Here is a 17,085-nt window from a genome sequence, read left to right as displayed (position 1 = left end):
CTTTATGCTGCGTTATCGCCTATTTATGGGGAATAACCACACTACATAGGCTCCGCCTTGCCTAAAAACCAAACATGCTGCTGCAAAATCAATCACGAAAGGTCAACACGCCCTAGGTAAGTTTATAACGAGTCGGTGGCTTTGCTGGCCACTGGCCCAGTATTTACGCTCAAAAGGCGTAATTGCATCGTCTGACTCATAAAGTGTTACATCGCAAGGGTTGCCTGTTAATTCAAGCGCCCGAGCAAACTCCTTAACGTAAATATCCCAATTGCTGCGCACTTCTAATTTTCCACCTAACTTAACGATAAATGGAAAAATAGCTGCGCCATGCCAGCGCCTACGAATATGCTTAGATTTAGGCCACGGGTTTGGATACAACAAATAATGGTGCGTAGGTTGCCAATTGGCGGCTACCGCTAAACGCCAAAAGTCATTTAAATCTGCTTGCACTAAGATGTACTGACCACTGTCGGTTTGCTTATATTCAACATCATGCTTATCTAATCGGTGCGAAGATTTATCAATTCCAACTATAAGTGCATCAGGGTGGCGCTTAGCTAAGTTAGCTGAGCTTTCACCCACGCCACAACACGAGTCCAAAATAAGCGGGCCACTAAAGGCTTGTACTTTAGCATTAACCTCGTCAAATGCAGTTTGCGTATGCGCTGCTATTGGCTTTTTAAATTCAGCATCTAAGTGCTTATTTACTATTTCATCAAGCTTTTCGTGAATACCCGCTTGATTAGATACAATACTACGTGAATTTGCATCACTCATTAGTGTCTTAGCCCCACACCTTTTTTAATTAAAGTTAGCGCTAAAGTAAATAACACCGTAATAAACACCAAAATAACACCTAGCGCTACACTTAAATCAACATCCGACACACCTAAAAAGCCATAGCGAAATGCATTTACCATGTAAATAATAGGATTTATTTGCGATACGTTTTGCCAAAATTCTGGCAATAACGTTATTGAATAAAATACACCGCCTAAGTAAGTTAATGGCGTTAGTATAAAGGTGGGAATAATGCTTATATCGTCAAAGCTATTTGCGTAAATTGCATTAATTAAACCACCTAAAGCAAACACAGCTGAGGTTAAAATAACGGTCGCCATAATTACAAAAATATTATGAATTTGAATATCAACAAATAACAACGATACACAAGTAACTATAAAGCCCACCATAATACCGCGCGTCATACCGCCGCCCATATAACCCAGTACAATGATGTAATTAGGCACAGGTGCAACTAAAAGCTCTTCAATGCTTTTTTGAAATTTTGTTGAATAAAAACTAGAGGCTACGTTGGAATAGGAATTAGTAATAACCGACATCATTATAAGGCCAGGTACAATAAACTCCATATAACTAAAGCCGCCCATATCACCAATACGTGAACCAATTAAGTTACCAAAAATAACAAAATATAAGCTCATCGTAATTGCTGGCGGCACTAAGGTTTGCACCCAGATACGTAAAAAACGAATACACTCTTTAATCCATAAACTCTTTAAGGCTACGCCATATTTAAACATTTATTCGCCCCGCCCTTGCTCTAATAATCCTACAAATAACTCTTCTAGTCTGTTTGCTTTATTTCGCATACTCAATACTGTATTTCCTTGGGTTGTTAATGCGCTAAATACCGCATTTAAGCCCTGTGATTTAGCGACTTCTACTTCAACAGTATGATCGTCCGTCATCGTGAACTTATAACCTTCAAGCGTGACAGGGTTTGCTGGCATTTTTAAATCTAAAATAAAGGTTTCTTTATCAAGTTTTGCAAGCAGTGCTTTAATGGTGGTGTTTTCAACAATTCGACCAGAATCAATAATCGCTATGTTTTTACACAGTAACTCAGCTTCTTCAAGGTAGTGTGTGGTCAAAATAATAGTAACGCCTTGCTCATTTATTTGGCGTAAAAAATCCCACATTGAACGACGAAGCTCTATGTCTACACCCGCTGTTGGCTCATCAAGTATAAGTAATTTTGGCTCGTGCATAAGGGCGCGTGCAATCATTAAACGGCGTTTCATTCCGCCTGAAAGCGTACGAGCTTGCTTGTCTTTTTTCTCTAATAAACCCAGCTGTGCTAGGTATTTATCAGCACGTTTATGGGCTTCACCACGTGGCACACCATAATAACCGGCTTGGTTAACCAGTATTTGGCTAAGCGTTTCAAACTGGCTAAAATTAAATTCTTGCGGCACTAAGCCTAAATGCGCTTTTGCAGCTTCTAAATCAGTATCAATATCACAGCCAAATACTTCTACTTTGCCTTTTGTTTTATTAACAAGTGACGAAATAACACCAATAGTAGTTGATTTACCGGCTCCATTTGGACCAAGCAAAGCGAAAAAATCGCCCTCTTCAACTTGTAAATCAACGCCTTTAATAGCCTCAACACCATTTTTATAAACCTTGGTAAGGCCTTCTATATTTAAAGCAATATTTTGCTTATTCATTACTTACCCTCACCATAACCCCAACGTTTTGTTAGGTTATGCTCAATATTTAAATGATCTAAAATTCTCGCCACCATAAAATCAACTAAGTCTTCGATACTTTGTGGCTTATGATAAAAACCAGGTGCGGCTGGCATAATTGTTACCCCTAAACGAGATAACTTAAGCATGTTTTCTAAATGAATTTCGTTAAATGGTGTTTCGCGAGGCACTAAAATGAGCTGTCCGCGTTCTTTAATTACCACATCAGCGGCGCGCTCTAATAAATTATCAGACGCCCCCACTGCAATTGCAGAAACCGACCCGGCACTACATGGGCATACTACCATTTTTTTAGGAGCAGCAGAGCCCGAAGCTACTGGGCTAAACCAGTTATCTTTACCGTATACTTTTAGCTGTTCAGGTTTGGCATTAAACAGCGTACTTAACTGCTCTGTGGCTTTATCTTCATTACCAGAGAGCTTAATATTTGATTCTGTATCAAGCACCACGCGTGCTGCACTTGAAATGAGAACGTAGACCTGAAATTGCTGCTCTAGTAATACTTCAAGTAACCTAAGCCCATAAGGCGCACCCGATGCACCACTAAAAGCGAGCGTAATTCTATCTTTAAATTGCACACTATTCTCCGCTGTATTTATCAGCTAAGCCATCAACAAGGTGTTGATGAAGGCCATTAAAACCGCCATTGCTCATAATTAAAATATGTTGATTAGGCTCAATATTTTCAAGCACTGTATCAATAATTGTTTGTGTGCTGTTAAAGCACTGCATGCCTGCTTTATCTGCTTGCTCTTTTAGCGACCAATTTAGATTCTCTGGTTCAAAAAGGAGTACGTTGTCAGCATCACGTAATGAATCTAATAATGTATATTGGTGCACGCCCATTTTCATGGTGTTTGAGCGCGGCTCTAAAATAGCGATAATTTTTTCATCGCCTACTTTTGCGCGCAATCCTGCAAGCGTAGTTTTAATTGCTGTTGGGTGATGCGCAAAGTCGTCATACACTTTAATATTATTTATATCCGCCTTTAGCTCCATACGCCTTTTAGGGCTAATAAACTCTCCTAACGCATCAATACTATGATCAATGGCTATACCCACATGGCGCGCTGCTGCGATAGTCATAATCGCATTTTTAACGTTATGCTCGCCTATTGCTTGCCAACAGACAGTGCCCTGCTTTTCGCCATTAAGTAATACATTAAACTCACTTCCATCGGCTTTTATTAATTCATAGCTCCAATCATCGCCTAGCGTTTCGCTTTCGCTCCAAAGCCCTTGTGCTATTACATCATTAAGCGCTACGTCTTGCTTTGGCCAAATTACCTTGCCGCTTTGAGGTAATGTACGCATTAAGTGATGGAATTGTTTTTTTATTGCGTTTAAATCTTCAAAAATATCAGCGTGATCGAATTCAAGATTATTTAAGATAAGTGTACGCGGGAGGTAATGCACAAACTTACTGCGCTTATCAAAAAAAGCAGTGTCGTATTCATCGGCTTCAATAACAAAAAATGGCGTTCCACCCACTTTTGCCGATACACCAAAATTTTGCACTATGCCGCCAATTAAAAACCCTGGTTTCAAACCTGCGTACTCTAACACCCACGCAAGCATACTTGCTGTGGTTGTTTTACCATGCGTACCAGCAACCGCAAGCACCCAAGAATCTTGCAGTAAGTTATGCTTAAGCCACTCAGGGCCTGAAGTATAAGGCAGGCCTTTATCAAGCACATATTCAACACATGGGTTACCCCGGCTCATTGCATTACCAATAACGACCATATCTGGCTTTGGCTCTAACTGAGATACCGCGTAGCCTTGAGTCAGTTCAATGCCAAGCTCTTCAAGTTGCGTACTCATTGGTGGGTATACGTTCTGATCAGAACCCGTTACTTTATGACCTAATGACTTAGCAATGGCTGCAATGCCACCCATAAACGTGCCACAAATGCCCAAAATATGTATATGCATATACTTTCCTTAAATCGTATGCTCACTTTACAGCTATGCAAAGTTTAATGGCGCTATAATGCCAAAATTCGTGCTTAGTTACCATTGCGAGTAAGCACTTCACTCGTGCCAAAATGACCACTTGATAATAAAAAAGCCTTCTTAATTAGAAGGCTTTTTTATTAGTCATTATTTGCTACATCATTAAAAATACTATCAAACCTATACCGAGCAATAAACGATATATCACAAATGGCAACATGCCCATTCGCTCTATTACTTTTAAAAACATAAATATACATGCATAAGCCGATAAGAACGATAGCACCACACCTAGTAATAATGTATTCCAATCAACCACATGGTCACCCAAAGCAAGCTCTGCAGTATAATAAAGCCCCATCATAGAAATAATTGGAATTGCCAGTAAGAACGAAAAACGCGCTGCGCTTTGCTTATTCATTCCAAGCATTAAACCAGCAGTCATCGTGATACCTGAGCGAGAAGTTCCCGGGATCATTGCAACAGCTTGTGCAAATCCAATAATAAGTGCTGTTTTCCAATTAAGCTGATAAATAGTTTTAATTTGCTTACCTTTTGCATCCGCGTACCAAAGCAATAAACCAAACACAATTGTGGTAGTAGCAATTACCCAAGCGCTTCGTAGGTACAACTCTATAAAGTCTTTTAAAAGTAAGCCTAAAATAGCGGCAGGCACAGTGCCTAAAATTATCCACCAACCTAGCTTACTATCATCACTAGTACCCTGTGTTCCAAAGGATTTAAACCACGCACTGAGTATGTCGACGACCTCTTTACGAAAATAAATAACAACGGCAATTAAAGTACCAACATGGACTGCCACGTCAAACGCAAGCCCTTGATCTTCCCAGCCTAAAATTTGCGATGGGAGAATTAAGTGCGCAGAACTAGATATTGGTAAAAACTCAGTAAATCCCTGTATGAGGGCTAAAATAATTATTTCGATGATACTCATGGGTTAGAAAACTCCACCTTCCATAGCTTTTGTTGAGGGTTATTATATTCATTCCATAACTGCGCAATCGTTTGTTTAGCTACAGGATGATAGAAATCTGGGGCAACCTCGCTAAGAGGTTGTAATACAAATGCGTTTTTAGTTATTTCATCTCGTGGTAATTGCGCTGGGGAGTCGCAAATTACATCATCATAAAATAGTAAATCTAAATCGAGCGTTCGTGGACTAAATTTTTTATCGTTCGCTGTGCGTCCATTATCACGCTCTATTTGTTTTAATAAAGCGCATACATCAACAAGCGACATATCAGTTGTAGCGCCAACGACTGAATTATAAAAATTATTGCCAGCAAACCCAACTGCTTCACTTTCAAAAACAGACGAGTGTACAATATGTTCAAAGTGCTGCTTAAGTGCAATTAATGCACATTGTATATAATGCGCTTTATTTATATTTGACCCTAGGCTGATATAAATTTGAGCCATTTAACCAATTGCCTTAACACGTGTAATTTCAACACCTACAGTTTGCGCTTGTGCTACTGCTGCAGGTTTACTTACTCTTATAGTAACTTGTGGAGTATTAAACTCGCTTAAAATAATATGCGCTAATTGTTCAACTAAAGTTTCTAGCAACTCTACAGGTTTTAAAGTGCAGTGCTCAATAACTCGCTCACTTACTTTTGAGTAATCGAGTGCTAAATTAATATCGTCATTTTCAGCTGCAGGCTTAATATCGCTTAGCATTTCAATATCAAAATAAAGGCTCTGTTTACTTTCTTTTTCAAAGTCGTACACTCCAATAATAGTGTCGACGTGCAATTGAGATATAAAAACCTTATCCATTGATACTCCAAATAACAACAAACTACTAAGCAACTATACTAAGCATCAATAAAATTAATACTGTATATGGTTTAGCCAGTGTTTAAATATGTAAAAATAACTTCTACAATAGCAAAATAACTAAACTAGCTATTAAATAGCCTGTTAATAATTTTTACGATAAATTTTGCTGCCAATAATAGCCTAAAAGCACTATCAATTGGTATAGCAATTAAAAAATAAGGAAGCGCGTGTTAGCCACTATAATGTTTGTTTTAGCTTATTTACTTGGGTCGATTTCGTCGGCTATTTTAGTGTCGCGGTTGTTCAAACTCCCAGACCCTCGTAATAGTGGTTCTAATAACCCAGGAGCTACAAATGTTTATAGATTAGGCGGAGCATTTCCGGCTTGCTTGGTTCTAGTGTTTGATATTTTAAAAGGCACTATTCCGGTATGGGGGGCTTATTTTTTAGAAGTTGAACCTTTAGAGCTTGGTTTAGTCGCAGTAGCTGCTTGTTTAGGCCATATGTACCCACTGTTTTTTAGCTTCAAAGGCGGTAAAGCCGTAGCAACGGCATTTGGCTCATTATTACCTATTGGCTTATCATTGGCAGGTTTACTTGTGTGTACTTGGTTAGTTATAGTGGCAATAACACGCTATTCATCACTGGCGGCGCTTGTAGCTGTATCTTTAGCGCCCTTGTATACATGGCTAATAAAGCCACTTTATACTCTTCCCGTTACTTTTATCACGCTGTTAATTATATTTCGTCACCGTACTAATATTATTCGATTATTTAGTGGGGAAGAACCAAAAGTGGGTGCTAAAAAAGCACCCACCGATGAAAACAAAAATATCTAAAATATGAGTCATTAAATCGACTCAAGGCTATCTATAGGCCAACGAGGTTTTGTTTTCATATCAAGCGTGGCAAATTGCCCTGCTTTTAAACGTTGCATTCCGGCATAAGCAATCATTGCACCATTGTCGGTACAAAATTCAGTACGCGGATAAAACACTTCGCCTTTCATACCCTTCATTACGCGTTCAAGCTGCAGTCGAAGCTGTGTATTTGCACTCACACCACCGGCGATGACCAAACGCTTAATACCTGTTTGTTTAAGCGCACGCTTACACTTAATAACGAGCGTATCAATAACCGCCGTTTGAAATGCATGCGCTATATCAGCTTTGGTTTGATCGTCGTCGTCATTTTCACGAATCGTGATTGATGCCGCTGTTTTTAAACCACTAAAACTAAAATCAAGTCCTGGCTTGTCGGTCATAGGGCGAGGAAATACAAAACGCTTTGCTACGCCTTGTTCGGCCATTTTAGCTAAGCGTGGACCACCGGGGTAATCAAGACCAAGTAACTTAGCCGTTTTATCAAAGGCCTCGCCTGCGGCATCATCAACTGACTCACCTAGTACTTCGTATTGTCCAATACCTGCTACTTTAACCATCATGGTATGACCGCCCGATACAAGCAATGCAATAAACGGAAACTCAGGGGTATTTTCCTCAAGCATCGGAGCAAGCAAATGCCCTTCCATGTGATGTACTGCTACCGCAGGTATATCCCAGCCGTATGCTAATGAGCGACCAATAGACGTACCTACCAATAATGCACCAACTAGACCTGGGCCTGCAGTATAAGCAATACCGTCTAAATCTTCAGGGCCACAACCTGCTTGTGCAAATGCTGCATCTATAAGTGGTAATGTTTTACGAACATGATCGCGCGATGCAAGTTCCGGCACTACACCGCCGTAATCAGCGTGTACTTTTACTTGGCTGTATAATTGATGAGCTAACAAGCCTTTTTCGTCATCATATATTGCAATACCCGTTTCATCACATGACGATTCAATGCCTAAAATTCGCACTGTACTTCTCCTGCCTTTTAAATTCTACTTTGCTTCTTTTATAACGTAAGACCAATATTTGTTTGGCCATCTTCAAGGGCAAACTTTTTAAGTGCCTTTACGCTATCAGAGGTAATACGCCCCATATTTTCTACAAAATCAATTAGCTCACCTAATACTTCAATTTCGTACTGCATTAATGGGTGCTCTCTCACTGCTGTGTTATCAGCAATCTCACCTTCAACCGTCATTTGATATTCAATAAAGCGAGCCACTGTTGCTTGAGATATTTTGCTCACACTAATGAACTCTTGCTCATCTTGCGCCACTAAACCGTGCATTAAGCTAAGTAAAGACGTTGCAGCATCAATAGCAGGATAAGTACCAAACATATCAAAATCAGCAAGTTCAGGAACATTTGGTTCTATTTTTTCAACTTGTTTTTCGAGATCTATTTTACTTTTAGGCAGTAAGATTTTTTCCCAACAAACATTAAGCGAATTACGTAATAAGGTTTCATCACCAAACCCCGTTGCTTCGCTAAATAAACCGTAATTTGGCAGCATTCGCTCTATTAAAGCACTTGCTAAGACGGCCTTTTGTAAATAGTTAAGCTCTCTAATACGCTGAAAATTATTTGCTTTAGTCATTCTTTAACGTCTCACACGACCAACAAAAATCAAATGTTGATCCATTATGCTCATTACAATTAGGGCATACCCAATCTGGAGCGGATTGTTTTACTTGTTGATAGTTTACCAATATTTGCCGCGCATGGCGCTCTTTTATCGCATAAACCTGCACACTAACTTGCGCCTGATCATATGGAATTTCTCCAAGCGCCCCTTGGAGCATCTCGCCTTTAATTTTACACTCTATTCCAGCAGTTTGTATTAAGCCTTTTACGATATTCGCTTCCAAGGTATTTTCAGCTTTATAAATTGTAACCCATTGAAAAGAGCTATCTGTTGAATTGTTATTATTAATATTTTGCAATATTCACCTCATTTATTTTGTGTTAACAATATCCTGCGCTAAATTATTAGCATGCTGTACTTTTAAGGAATAAACATGACACTAACAACCCCAGGCTTACTTTTTCCGGCCATATCGCTGCTATTACTCGCCTATACAAACCGATTTTTAGTTTTAGCGCAATTAATTAGGGAGCTAAATGCGCGTGAAGGTGAATCTATTCGGCCTGTTGTAGTGGCTCAAATCACTAACTTACGTAAACGTATTAAGCTAATTAGAACGATGCAAGTGTACGGGGTAGCCTCTTTTCTACTGTGTACACTATCAATGTTTGCATTATTTATTGAGTTTAATGCCACAGGAATTATTTTATTTGGCATTAGCTTAGCTTGCTTAAGTTTATCGTTATTAACGTCTTTATTTGAAATACATATTTCCTGTGATGCAATCGAGATAGAACTGCAAAGCATTGAAAATAAACCACTAAGTAGCCGAATAAATAGAAATTTTGTAAAATAGTTTATTATAAATAAAACACTCTATTATTTGTCACAATCATGTTGTATGAACGCCCCTTTTTGGGGCGTACTTTTTTATTAATTAGAACAATTTAATCCAAATATACTAACTAACTTACTGACTACAAATAAGTTTACTTAGCTAGCCCATTGCAAAAACATAGATAAAATACAATAAACAACTAGTTATGAATTTAAAAAGTAATACTATTTGGTCGCTTTTCTCTTTAATTAATACTAAAAGGGGGGTATCCTGCTGGAAACACGTATGAACTTGCAACCGTATTTCAATATAGAATTTTACTAAACTTTAGAATAAAAATTAATATATTTGATGTCCGTGGTATCTGCGACTTACTTATAAAAAGGGACTATAAAGTGAGATTTGAACAATTAGAGCAATTTGTAGCACTTGGTATATTACGTCATTTTAGACAAGCTGCTGAACAAACCCAAATTAGTACTTCAGCGCTAACGCGCGGCATTCAAACACTTGAAGATGAAATGGGATATGAGTTAGTAAAACGCTCAACACGCTCTGTTAAATTAACGCCAGAAGGCGAGCTTTTTCTAGAATATGCTAAAACGACCCTATCGGAACTTGAGCTAACGAAAAAGCGGATTTTTCAATCAGTAAACGGTAATGCCAATGAAAAGCTCGTTATTGGGTATACCAATAAGGCAAGCAGCATAGTACCTATTTCTTGTGGACAGTTTTTAGCTCAATACCCTCATATAAAAATTGAGATGCAGCTACAAGATCAGCAAGAGCTAACACGCAAACTCCAACAAGGTGAAATAGACATTAGCGTATACTCTCAAGCTATTAATAGTATTGGCAGTGACATTCACTTACCTGATCAGCTTGTGTTATTTGTTTCAAAAAACCACCCTCTTGCCCATAAAAACGATATAAGTAAACAAAACCTTGATAGCTACCCGATGTTTGGCTGTTTCTCTGAGTCTAAACAAGTACAAAATATGCTTAATGAAGCAATTGATTCTTTAAATAAATCATCAAGTATTAAAGTGGGCAGTATTGAGCAAGTAATGGCAGGTGTAGTTAAATCAGATCATTTTGCTATTGCAAGCATTGAACATGCTAATGCAATCGCAGAGAATTCTGAATTAGTACAACTTAAAACAAATAAAGGTTTAAACCACGAACAACTCGTTGTACAAACAAGCCAACAGACGTCGATTACTGAACATGTAGAGCATTTACTATCGCTTATAAAAAAAGCGGGTGCTGCATTTAGCTAATCTGATGTTTCAAAAAGTGCGGCACAATAAACAGTAGCTTTTAACAGCTTTTCGGCTACACTGTCGCACCTTTTTTAAACAGCTGATGTGAATGAACACACTTTTTGGTCCTGATGTCTATTTAGATGATATAGAACGCCAAGGATATACCGTAATTCATAACGCGCTTATTGCCGATTTAGTTAACGATTTAGTTGCAGACTGCCACCGTATAAACCCTCACTTTAGCCTTGCTGGTATTGGTCGATTAAATGACTTACAAATAGATAAAGCCGTACGTACTGATAAAACCTATTGGTTTGACGGTAGCTCTCAAGCACAGCTTACCTATCAAGCAATAATGCAAAGTATAAAGACCACGTTAAATCGCAGTTTTTTTATGGGGTTATTTGATTACGAATGCCATTATGCAAAATATACACAGGGTGATTTTTACAAAAAGCACTTAGATGCATTTAAAGGTCGCTCTAATCGAGTATTTACAACGGTACTTTATTTAAATACGCCTAAGCAAGGTGGCGAACTTGTTATTTATAAACCTAAAAGTAAAGAGATAGAAATAACAATTAAACCAACTGCTGGCACATTAGTAATGTTTGAAAGCGAACGCTTTGCCCACGAAGTACTTCCCGCCGTTGACGATCGCTATTCTATTGCAGGCTGGTTTAGGAAAAACGCCTCTATTAGCGGCATTATTGATCCCCCCCGATAACTCCTAATAGAGCATTTTAACAGCCTTTATTGAGGCTTTTAAAATGCTATTGGGTATGAAAGTAATAACCCTATAAAGATAGCCAAACCCACGTAATGATTATTTAAAAACGCTTTAAAACAGGCATCTCTTTCACGTTTATGAATAAGCGTTTGTTGGTATGCCAATAGGCCCACAGCAATACTTAAACCAACGCCAAATGCGACACTTAAATGATTGCTTATACCAATAAAAGCAACCAACGCTATAAATACAGCATTAAGTAAAAAGATAATATGGCGGTCGTATTTACCAAATAAAATAGCGGTTGATTTTACCCCTATTTTTAAATCGTCGTCCCTATCAACCATCGCATACATGGTGTCGTAAGCCACTGTCCAGCAAATATTGGCTATAAATAATAACCATGCCTGCTGTGGTAGTGCATTAATTGAAGCCATATACGCCATAGGAATAGCCCAACCAAATGCAGCCCCTAAAACAACTTGAGGTAACTGTGTATAGCGCTTCATAAAGGGGTAACAAAAGGCTAAAGCCAAAGCACCAAAAGAAAGCAAAATAGTATTGACGCTAAGCATTAATACTAAAATGAACGCAATAACTATGAGTAGTAAAAATAGACTAAGTGCTTCACCACTACTCACCTGTCCTGAAGCTAGCGGCCGTTGAGCTGTGCGTTTTACCGAGCCGTCTATTTTTCTATCTGCAAAATCATTAATTACACACCCTGCGCTACGCATAACAACAACGCCCAGCGTAAATATAATAAAGTTGAGTAAGCTCGGCACCCCACTATTAGCAAGCCATAAAGCCCAGTATGTTGGCCAAAGTAATAACAAGGTACCAATGGGCTTATCTATACGCATTAACTGTATATAATAAGGAATATGTTTTGGCTTTAAAGCGGCTAATTTCATGAGTATAAATATGCTCCAGGTAAAAACACTTCACACACTAAAAACTTATATTCTTTGAGTGAGAATACACTTCGACGCCCTAGTAAGTTTTTCTCGGGTAAGTTCAATTTTGTAACTAATTGCTGAATAGGGTGCGTGTCATCAAAATAAGCAATTTCTATATCCGTTCGTTTTAATGCTGGGTCTTGAAAAATCACATCACCTAAAGGACGCTCGCCCATATTGTGCAAAGGATTAATAGAATCATTTTTAGGAAGCCAGCTTTGTGCGTACACCACAGGTTTGTTATCGCACAGTAAGAGAACTTCTCTATTAATAGCTGTTTTAGCTGTGCTGTTTAGTAGTAAGTTTTGCTCTGGGCTTAAAGTAAATAACTGCTCACTTAATACCTTTACATTAAAAGTTTTTGAGTTACTTTTTAATTTAGCCGTTAATGAATTCTGTTCAAAAAGCCACTCTTGCTCTAGAGGAGATAAGTCACTTATATAAGAAGTGGACTGCCAATTAGCAGATATAGACAGAGGATAAGTAATCACAATAGCTCAACAAAATAAAAAACAACGAGATGATACCATTGCCAAAGCTTTTGAAAAAGTCATGTTTTATAACCATAAATAATTGCTTGGCGCTGTTTATTACCTACTATTAAGTATAAACTATTTGTAACAAGTTTTAAGAAACGCTTTAAATATGAAAAAAATAGTATACGCAGGTCTTTTTACGTTCTTTGTAAGCGTTATAAGCTTTACAGCTCGTGCTGAATCCACAGTTGGTTATTTTGGTTTTGAGCCAGATATAATCACCAACTACATTGGCGCATCAAGTAAAAAAATGGGCTATGTGCGTGTAACTATTGATTTAATGCTTACTGACACTTCTGATATTGCAGTGGTTGAACACCACACGCCATTACTTCGTGATGCCCTAGTAGAGATTTTATCTAAAGAACCAGAAGAAAAAATAAAATCACTTACTGGCCGTGAAGAAATACGTGCAAAGTGCGCCGAAAAACTAAAAAGCCTGCTAAAAGAAGAAACAGGACAAGAGATCATCCGTGAAGTCTTGTTCACTAAATATTTATATCATTAGTATTTAACGTTTTGCGTTAAATATTTTGGCGGTATAGGCAAAAGCCATACCGCTAAGTAACCCACCTAAGTGCGCCCAATTAGCCATACCTACAAACAATACATCAGCAAACCCAAGCACTAACCAAATCAACATAAAGCCAACAATAGCCGTACTTACAAGCGCAGGCTTGTTAGGATTTAAAAAGCTATGAATCCAGCAAAAACCAAGTAGCCCATACACCACACCACTCAAGCCGCCAAAGTTAGGACCAACCATTAAGTATTGTGCCCAATTACTTATAAGTGCAGTTACTAAAAACAAACCTATTAGGGTGAGTTTTCCGCATTGTTTTTCGATATTGTCACCAAGCGACATCCACCAAATTAAATTAAACACTATATGCATCGCGCTAAAATGTACGAGGGCGGGCGTTAACCAACTTAAAGGCTGCGTAGGTTTAAACTGCATCATGGTGTAAATGGTCTCAAAACCACCTAGTAAAAAAGCAAAATAAATTATAACGCTTACAATACTTACGGTTTGATTTAACCAGCTAAGCGCTTTAAATCGCGTCATTAGATTAAGTGATTGCCCTTGGTATTTAAGCGGCGATTGTGTGCTACCTACATCCCATGAAGCTTGTTGATAGCGTTCATGGTTAGGGTTTTGTGTAAATTCGGCCCATAAAGGTTGTATTTGATGAAAATGCTCAGGCGCAACACTAATAATGACATTGCTACCATCTGAGGAGCTTAATTGTCCTTGTAAACCTTGGCTTTTTAAATAATCTATAAAGCCCTGTGCGGCGCGCGGGTTATTTAAACTGCCAAGCTCTATCATCGCTCTACTTTCTCGCTGTAAGCAGCTTCCCAAGCTGTAAAGCCGCCATCCATACTGTAAACGTCTTCAAAACCTTGCTCAACTAAGTAGCTAGCTGCGCCTTGTGAGCTCATACCGTGGTAGCAGACAATAATAATTGGCTGATCGAATTCTTTTTCCATCATAAATTGTGCGATATTACCGTTAGAAAGTGCTTCTGAGCCTGGAATGCGACCGGCTTGATACGAATTAGGATCGCGAATATCTGCAATTACCACGTCTTCTTTATCTAAAAGCTCTAACGTTTGCGCTATAGAAATATGTTTAAATGCCATTGAAATCTCTTTAATTAATAGTATAAAAAAGGCGGCTAAAGCCGCCCTTCTTGTAATTTAGTTAGGAACTAATCCCAGTTTAAAATTACTTTACCTGACTGACCTGAAATCATCATATCAAAGCCAGCTTGGAAGTCATCCACAGAATATTGATGTGTAATGATTGGGTTTAAATCTAGGCCAGATTGAATCAAACTTGCCATTTTGTACCACGTTTCGAACATTTCGCGACCGTAAATACCTTTAATCACTAAACCTTTAAAAATAACTTGGTTCCAGTCAACTGCCATATCAGATGGTGGAATACCCAGCATGGCAATTTTACCGCCGTGGTTCATATTATTAAGCATTGAATTAAACGCGCTTGGCACACCTGACATTTCAAGGCCAATATCAAAACCCTCTGTCATACCTAGCTCTTTCATTACATCTTCAAGCTTTTCATTGGCAACGTTTACAGCGCGTGAAGCCCCCATTTTACGTGCTAAATCTAGGCGGTATTCGTTTACGTCGGTAATTACAACGTGGCGAGCACCAACATGTTTTGCAACAGCTGCTGCCATAATACCAATTGGGCCTGCACCAGTGATAAGTACATCTTCGCCAACTAAGTCAAACGATAGTGCGGTATGAACTGCGTTACCAAATGGGTCGAAAATAGAAGCGAGTTCGTCAGAAATATTATCTGGAATTTTAAATGCGTTAAATGCAGGAATAACTAAATATTCGGCAAACGCACCTTCACGGTTTACACCTACACCCGTTGTATTACGGCATAAATGTACACGCCCTGCACGACAATTTCGACAATGCCCACACGTAATATGCCCTTCGCCAGATACGCGGTCGCCAACCTGAAAGCCACGAACTTCTTGGCCCATATCAACGACTTCACCAACATATTCATGGCCAACAACCATAGGCGTTGGAATGGTTTTACTTGCCCATTCGTCCCACTTGTAAATATGTACGTCGGTACCACAAATAGCTGTTTTGCGAATTTTAATCAGTAAGTCGTTATGACCTACTTCTGGCTTTGGTGCATCTGTCATCCAAATGCCCGGTTCTGCTTTTAATTTTGATAATGCTTTCATAATCCACACTCAATTAAAAAACCGAAGCAAGGCTTCGGTTTAAAATAAAATTAAATAACGCCCATTTCTTTACCAATACGGGTAAATGCATCGATAGCTGTATCGAGTTGCTCAATACTATGTGCCGCTGAAATTTGTGTACGAATACGCGCTTGCCCTTTTGGTACTACAGGGAATGAAAAACCAGTAACATAAATACCTTCAGCAAGTAGCTTATCAGCCATTAACGAGGCTACTTTGGCATCTCCTAGCATTACTGGGATGATTGCATGATCTTTACCTGCACACGTAAAACCAGCAGCTTCCATTTGCTCACGGAAATATTTAGCATTTGACCAAAGTTTAGCGCGAAGCTCGCCGCCATTTTCAAGCATTTCAAGTACTTTAATTGATGCAGTAACAATTGAAGGCGCTAATGAGTTTGAGAACAAGTATGGGCGTGAACGCTGACGTAACCATTCAACAATTTCTTTTTTACCTGATGTATAACCACCTGAAGCACCGCCCAGCGCCTTACCTAATGTACCGGTGATAATATCTACACGGTCTAATACATTACAGTACTCAGGTGTACCCTTACCGTTTTCGCCAACAAAGCCAACTGCGTGAGAGTCATCTACCATTACAAGCGCATCATATTTATCGGCTAAGTCGCACACAGCTTCTAAATTACAAATAACGCCGTCCATAGAAAACACGCCATCGGTAGCAATTAGTTTAGTTTTAGCACCGGCTTCGTCTGCTGCAATAAGTTGCTTCTCAAGATCAGCCATGTCGTTATTTGCATAACGAAAACGCTTAGCTTTACATAAACGTACACCGTCGATAATTGATGCATGATTTAATGAATCAGAAATAATAGCGTCTTCTGCGCCTAAAATAGTTTCAAACAAACCTGTGTTTGCGTCAAAACATGAAGAATATAAAATAGTATCTTCTGTTTCTAAAAACGCACTGATTTTTTGCTCTAGTGTTTTATGGATATCTTGAGTGCCACAAATAAAACGCACTGAAGCCACACCAAAACCATGATTATTTAAACCATTCTGCGCCGCTTCAATTAACTCTGGGCTATTAGCTAAACCTAAATAGTTATTAGCACAAAAGTTGATTACTTTACCTGATGCAACTTCGATTTGAGCTTGCTGCTGGGACTTAATAATACGTTCGTTTTTATACAAACCTTCGGTTTTTACGTCTTCAATTTGCTGTTGTAGCTGGCTAAAAAAAGCAGATGCTCTCATCTAGGTTCTCCATATA

Annotated in this window: 22 protein-coding genes; 5 read left to right on the top strand and 17 right to left on the bottom strand. The window is 38.7% G+C overall.

What is annotated here, in order from left to right; translation table 11 throughout:
* Positions 1-102: 102 nt before the first annotated feature.
* From GQR47_RS13130 to folB, 8 genes are all read right to left on the bottom strand, one after another.
* Positions 103-780: an SAM-dependent methyltransferase gene (locus tag GQR47_RS13130; RefSeq protein WP_024603594.1), complete on the bottom strand. Its 678-nt coding sequence runs from the start codon at positions 778-780 to the stop codon at positions 103-105.
* The gene (locus GQR47_RS13125) at positions 780-1,547 is read right to left on the bottom strand and encodes an ABC transporter permease (protein ID WP_002961025.1); all 768 of its coding nucleotides are present in this window, start codon (positions 1,545-1,547) and stop codon (positions 780-782) included. The genes GQR47_RS13130 and GQR47_RS13125 overlap by 1 nt, the downstream gene beginning before the upstream one ends.
* Positions 1,548-2,477, bottom strand: coding sequence for an ABC transporter ATP-binding protein (locus tag GQR47_RS13120; RefSeq protein WP_024595485.1), 930 nt, complete (start codon positions 2,475-2,477; stop codon positions 1,548-1,550). It abuts the gene before it with no gap.
* Positions 2,477-3,097 carry a flavin prenyltransferase UbiX gene (locus GQR47_RS13115; protein ID WP_002961027.1) on the bottom strand — a complete coding sequence of 207 codons (621 nt, stop codon included), beginning with the start codon at positions 3,095-3,097 and terminating at the stop codon, positions 2,477-2,479. The genes GQR47_RS13120 and GQR47_RS13115 overlap by 1 nt, the downstream gene beginning before the upstream one ends.
* Before the next feature lies 1 nt (position 3,098).
* Complete coding sequence (gene mpl / locus GQR47_RS13110) at positions 3,099-4,454, bottom strand: UDP-N-acetylmuramate:L-alanyl-gamma-D-glutamyl-meso-diaminopimelate ligase (RefSeq protein ID WP_024595486.1); 1,356 nt, start codon at positions 4,452-4,454, stop codon at positions 3,099-3,101.
* 175 nt (positions 4,455-4,629) lie between these two features.
* Positions 4,630-5,430 (bottom strand): undecaprenyl-diphosphate phosphatase, encoded by an 801-nt coding sequence (locus GQR47_RS13105; protein WP_024595487.1) that lies wholly within the window; start codon positions 5,428-5,430, stop codon positions 4,630-4,632.
* The gene (folK, locus tag GQR47_RS13100; protein WP_024595488.1) at positions 5,427-5,915 is read right to left on the bottom strand and encodes a 2-amino-4-hydroxy-6-hydroxymethyldihydropteridine diphosphokinase; all 489 of its coding nucleotides are present in this window, start codon (positions 5,913-5,915) and stop codon (positions 5,427-5,429) included. The genes GQR47_RS13105 and folK overlap by 4 nt, the downstream gene beginning before the upstream one ends.
* Positions 5,916-6,275 (bottom strand): dihydroneopterin aldolase, encoded by a 360-nt coding sequence (gene folB, locus GQR47_RS13095; protein ID WP_024595489.1) that lies wholly within the window; start codon positions 6,273-6,275, stop codon positions 5,916-5,918.
* Positions 6,276-6,505: 230 nt separating this feature from the next.
* Here folB and plsY point away from each other — a divergent pair, with 230 nt between their 5' ends.
* Positions 6,506-7,117, top strand: coding sequence for a glycerol-3-phosphate 1-O-acyltransferase PlsY (gene plsY / locus GQR47_RS13090; RefSeq protein ID WP_002961038.1), 612 nt, complete (start codon positions 6,506-6,508; stop codon positions 7,115-7,117).
* A gap of 11 nt (positions 7,118-7,128) precedes the next feature.
* Here plsY and tsaD read toward each other — a convergent pair whose 3' ends face one another.
* The 3 genes from tsaD to GQR47_RS13075 are packed head-to-tail and all read right to left on the bottom strand — an operon-like array spanning position 7,129 to position 9,117.
* Positions 7,129-8,142, bottom strand: a complete 1,014-nt coding sequence (gene tsaD, locus GQR47_RS13085) for a tRNA (adenosine(37)-N6)-threonylcarbamoyltransferase complex transferase subunit TsaD (RefSeq protein WP_024595490.1) — start codon at positions 8,140-8,142, stop codon at positions 7,129-7,131.
* 38 nt (positions 8,143-8,180) lie between these two features.
* On the bottom strand, positions 8,181-8,771 hold the full coding sequence (locus GQR47_RS13080; protein ID WP_002961040.1) for a YjaG family protein: 591 nt from the start codon (positions 8,769-8,771) through the stop codon (positions 8,181-8,183).
* Positions 8,764-9,117 (bottom strand): DUF2007 domain-containing protein, encoded by a 354-nt coding sequence (locus GQR47_RS13075; RefSeq protein WP_002961041.1) that lies wholly within the window; start codon positions 9,115-9,117, stop codon positions 8,764-8,766. The genes GQR47_RS13080 and GQR47_RS13075 overlap by 8 nt, the downstream gene beginning before the upstream one ends.
* 75 nt (positions 9,118-9,192) lie before the next feature.
* Here GQR47_RS13075 and GQR47_RS13070 point away from each other — a divergent pair, with 75 nt between their 5' ends.
* The 3 genes from GQR47_RS13070 to GQR47_RS13060 all read left to right on the top strand — a co-directional run bounded on the left by GQR47_RS13070 (position 9,193) and on the right by GQR47_RS13060 (position 11,589).
* On the top strand, positions 9,193-9,615 hold the full coding sequence (locus GQR47_RS13070; RefSeq protein WP_002961042.1) for a DUF2721 domain-containing protein: 423 nt from the start codon (positions 9,193-9,195) through the stop codon (positions 9,613-9,615).
* Between the two features lie 377 nt (positions 9,616-9,992).
* The gene (locus tag GQR47_RS13065; RefSeq protein ID WP_024595491.1) at positions 9,993-10,877 is read left to right on the top strand and encodes a LysR family transcriptional regulator; all 885 of its coding nucleotides are present in this window, start codon (positions 9,993-9,995) and stop codon (positions 10,875-10,877) included.
* Between the two features lie 91 nt (positions 10,878-10,968).
* Entirely contained in the window at positions 10,969-11,589 is a 621-nt protein-coding gene (locus GQR47_RS13060) for a 2OG-Fe(II) oxygenase (protein ID WP_154903688.1), read from the top strand.
* A 38-nt stretch (positions 11,590-11,627) separates the two neighbouring features.
* On the opposite strand, the gene ubiA is transcribed toward GQR47_RS13060, so the two are convergent.
* Together ubiA and GQR47_RS13050 are read right to left on the bottom strand one after the other, a co-directional pair.
* Positions 11,628-12,506 (bottom strand): 4-hydroxybenzoate octaprenyltransferase, encoded by an 879-nt coding sequence (gene ubiA, locus GQR47_RS13055; protein ID WP_024595696.1) that lies wholly within the window; start codon positions 12,504-12,506, stop codon positions 11,628-11,630.
* Positions 12,503-13,042, bottom strand: a complete 540-nt coding sequence (locus GQR47_RS13050) for a chorismate lyase (RefSeq protein ID WP_002961048.1) — start codon at positions 13,040-13,042, stop codon at positions 12,503-12,505. Before GQR47_RS13050 ends, ubiA begins: the two co-directional genes overlap by 4 nt.
* Before the next feature lie 154 nt (positions 13,043-13,196).
* Between GQR47_RS13050 and GQR47_RS13045 the strand changes: the two genes are divergently transcribed.
* Entirely contained in the window at positions 13,197-13,595 is a 399-nt protein-coding gene (locus tag GQR47_RS13045) for a flagellar basal body-associated protein FliL (RefSeq protein WP_002961049.1), read from the top strand.
* 3 nt (positions 13,596-13,598) lie between these two features.
* On the opposite strand, the gene glpG is transcribed toward GQR47_RS13045, so the two are convergent.
* The 4 genes from glpG to GQR47_RS13025 form a co-directional block, all read right to left on the bottom strand.
* Complete coding sequence (glpG, locus tag GQR47_RS13040) at positions 13,599-14,417, bottom strand: rhomboid family intramembrane serine protease GlpG (protein WP_024595695.1); 819 nt, start codon at positions 14,415-14,417, stop codon at positions 13,599-13,601.
* Positions 14,414-14,731 carry a thiosulfate sulfurtransferase GlpE gene (gene glpE / locus GQR47_RS13035; protein WP_010554397.1) on the bottom strand — a complete coding sequence of 106 codons (318 nt, stop codon included), beginning with the start codon at positions 14,729-14,731 and terminating at the stop codon, positions 14,414-14,416. Before glpE ends, glpG begins: the two co-directional genes overlap by 4 nt.
* A 68-nt stretch (positions 14,732-14,799) precedes the next feature.
* A complete protein-coding gene (gene tdh / locus GQR47_RS13030) occupies positions 14,800-15,825 on the bottom strand; it encodes an L-threonine 3-dehydrogenase (RefSeq protein WP_024595694.1) in 1,026 nt (341 codons plus the stop codon).
* Positions 15,826-15,875: 50 nt separating this feature from the next.
* Positions 15,876-17,069 carry a glycine C-acetyltransferase gene (locus GQR47_RS13025; RefSeq protein WP_002961055.1) on the bottom strand — a complete coding sequence of 398 codons (1,194 nt, stop codon included), beginning with the start codon at positions 17,067-17,069 and terminating at the stop codon, positions 15,876-15,878.
* Positions 17,070-17,085 lie beyond the last annotated feature (16 nt).

This window comes from Pseudoalteromonas sp. Z1A2 (assembly GCF_011378755.1).
In the GTDB taxonomy this organism is placed as follows: domain Bacteria; phylum Pseudomonadota; class Gammaproteobacteria; order Enterobacterales; family Alteromonadaceae; genus Pseudoalteromonas; species Pseudoalteromonas distincta.
The sequence above is the reverse complement of the archived record's forward strand: the minus strand, read 5'-3'. Positions and strand labels throughout refer to the sequence as shown.